This is a genomic window from Brevundimonas sp. EAKA, assembly GCF_000698025.1.
In the GTDB taxonomy this organism is placed as follows: domain Bacteria; phylum Pseudomonadota; class Alphaproteobacteria; order Caulobacterales; family Caulobacteraceae; genus Brevundimonas; species Brevundimonas mediterranea_A.
In genome coordinates this window covers 1-2,798 of sequence record NZ_JMQR01000213.1, presented here as the reverse complement: position 1 = coordinate 2,798, position 2,798 = coordinate 1, and the positions used below count along the sequence as shown (strand labels likewise).

3 protein-coding genes are annotated in these 2,798 nt (G+C 68.5%); all 3 read left to right on the top strand.

From position 1 onward, the window contains the following. A partial coding sequence (locus tag ER13_RS16855; protein ID WP_035311173.1) for a cytochrome c-type biogenesis protein occupies positions 1-367 on the top strand: 367 nt, incomplete at its 5' end. Positions 368-467: 100 nt separating this feature from the next. Beyond that, positions 468-2,009: a Do family serine endopeptidase gene (locus ER13_RS16850; RefSeq protein ID WP_035311171.1), complete on the top strand. Its 1,542-nt coding sequence runs from the start codon at positions 468-470 to the stop codon at positions 2,007-2,009. A gap of 83 nt (positions 2,010-2,092) precedes the next feature. Next, positions 2,093-2,764, top strand: coding sequence for a response regulator transcription factor (locus tag ER13_RS16845; protein WP_008258750.1), 672 nt, complete (start codon positions 2,093-2,095; stop codon positions 2,762-2,764). The last annotated feature ends 34 nt before the right edge of the window (positions 2,765-2,798 follow it).

Here is a 2,798-nt window from a genome sequence, read left to right as displayed (position 1 = left end):
CTGCGTCGTCTGCCAGCACGAGGCCATCGCCGACAGTCCGGCAGGCGTCGCCGGCGACATGCGCCGCCTGATCCGCGAGGAAATCGCGTCCGGCGCCACGGATCAGGCGGTGCGCGACGACCTGGTGCGTCGGTTCGGCGACTATGTGCTGTTCACCCCGCCGGTGCGGGCTGGAACCTGGCTGCTGTGGTTCGGGCCGTTCGCTCTGGCGGCCCTGGCGCTGCTGGTCATCCTGGTCCGCGCAGGTCGCGGCGCCGTCGAGGCGCAGCCCCTTTCCCCGGATGAGGAACGTCGACTGCAAGACATTCTCGCAAATGAGAAGCTTCGCCGTGATCTGGACGCAACCTCGCCTCACGACGGGCGCTAGTCGAGATCATCCATCGAACACCGGAATTGGCGTCGCGCCGGTTCGGCCTATATCAAGAGCCAAGACGGGGCGTCGCCCCGAGAGGATCGCAAGGACCAAGATGCTGAAGCGCAAAGAGTTCATTCTCGGGGCCGCGGCCGGCCTGACCCTGGCGGCGGCGGCGACCGCAGGCGGGGTCATCAACTGGCCCGGCGCGCACGCCGACCCCCAGGCGGTGAACCGGCTCACCCCCGTGCCGGCCAACGGAAACAGCTTCCCGCCCCCGCCGGGCGCGCCCAACAGCTTCGCCAACATCTTCGAACAGGTGGCCCCCGCCGTCGTTCAGATCGACGTGACGGTGAAGGTCGAACAGCCCCAGGGCGGCGCCTTCCAGATCCCCGGCCTGCCGTTCCAGTTCGTTCCGCCCCAGGGGCGCGGCGGCCAGGGCGAGGAGGACGAGCCTCAGACGACCCAGGGCGCCGGTTCCGGCTTCTTCATCTCCCAGGACGGCTTCATCGTCACCAACAACCACGTCGTCGCCGACGCCACCGAGATCAAGGTCAAGATGTCGGACGGCCGCGAACTGCCGGCCCGCCTGATCGGCCGCGACCCCGGCACGGACCTGGCCGTGATCAAGGTCGAGGGGAACGACTTCAAATACGTCAGCTTCGAAGAGACCGCCCAGCCGCGCGTCGGCGACTGGGTCATTGCGGTCGGCAACCCGTTCGGCCTGGGCGGTACGGCGACCGCCGGCATCGTCTCGGCCAAGGCCCGCGACATCGATCCGTCCGGCTATAACGACTACATCCAGATCGACGCCGCCATCAACCGGGGCAACTCGGGCGGCCCGACCTTCGACATCTACGGGCGCGTCATCGGCGTGAACTCGGCCATCTATTCGCCCACGGGCGGATCGGTCGGCATCGGCTTCGCTATTCCGGCTGAGACCGCCAAGTCGATCACCGAGCGGCTGATGCGCGGCCAGGCGATCGAGCGCGGCTACGTCGGCCTGGGCCTGCGCAGCCTGTCCCCCGACTCCTGGGAAGCCCTCGGTCAGCCCAAGGACTTCAAGGGCGCCTATGTCGAGACCGTCACCGAGGACGGCCCCGCCGCCCGCGCGGGCGTCAAGGTCAACGACATCCTGGTTGCCGTGAACGGCGAGGCCATCGACAGCAGCGCCGAGGCCACCCGTCGGGTCGGCGCGGCCAAGCCCGGCGACACCATCCGCCTGGAGGTCATCCGCGACGGCCGTCGCCAGACGCTGAACGTCCGCTCCGGCGTCCGCCCGTCAGACGAAGAACTGAACGCCGGCGAGGAGGGCGGCTCCTCCGCGCCCGGTCAGGCCCAACCCGGCCAGAGCGAAACCATCGAGGGCCTGGCGGTCACCCCGCTCAGCGCCGCCGCGCGGTCGCGCTTCAACATCCCCGAAAGCGTGAACGGGGTTGTCATCACCAATGTCGCCCAGGGGTCTTCGGCTGCGCGTCTGGGCTTCCAGCCCGGCTTCGTCATCACCCGCGCCAACGGCCGCGCCATCGCCTCGGCGGCGGATCTGCGGACGGCGGTTCAGGAAGCCAAGTCGGCCGGACGTCCCAGCATCCTGCTGTTCGTCCGCACGCCCCAGGGCACCAGCCCGGTGCCGCTCCGCTTCGCCACGGAAGAATGATCGGCATTCTGACCAAGCCTTAACTCGTCAATCGCCGCCGATGCGCTACCATCGGCGGCGATTTTGATTCCGGGAGGGGTTCCATGCGGATTTTGGTGGTCGAAGACGACGCGGAGGCGGCGACCGCCATGGTGCGGGGCCTGTCCGAAGCCGGGCATGACGTCACCCATGCCGTGGACGGGGCCTTCGGCCTGCTGGAATCGCAAAAGGGCGGCTACGACGTCTATGTGGTGGACCGGATGATGCCGCGCCTGGACGGCGTCGGCATGGTCGAGACGGTCCGCAAGGGCGGGGACCAGACCCCGGTCCTGTTCCTGTCGGCCCTGGGCGAGGTCGAGGACCGGGTCACGGGCCTGAAGGCCGGCGCGGACGACTATCTGGTCAAGCCCTACGCCTTCGCCGAACTGATCGCGCGGGTCGAGGCCCTGTCGCGCCGTCGCGAGACCGGCGGCGTCCAGACCGTGCTGAAGGTCGGCGACCTGGAGATGAACCTGATCGCCCGCACGGTTCATCGGGGCGCGACCGAGATCGATCTCCAGCCGCGCGAATTCCAGCTGCTGGAGTTCCTGATGCGCCACGCCGGCCAGTCGGTGACCCGCACCATGCTGCTGGAGAAGGTGTGGGAATATCATTTCGACCCCCAGACCAACGTCATCGACGTCCATATCAGCCGCCTGCGCTCCAAGATCGACAAGGGCTTCGACCGGGCGATGCTGCAGACGGTGCGCGGCGCGGGATACAGGCTGGAGGCTTAGCCATAATTCTCCCTCCCCCTCGGGGGAGGGCGGT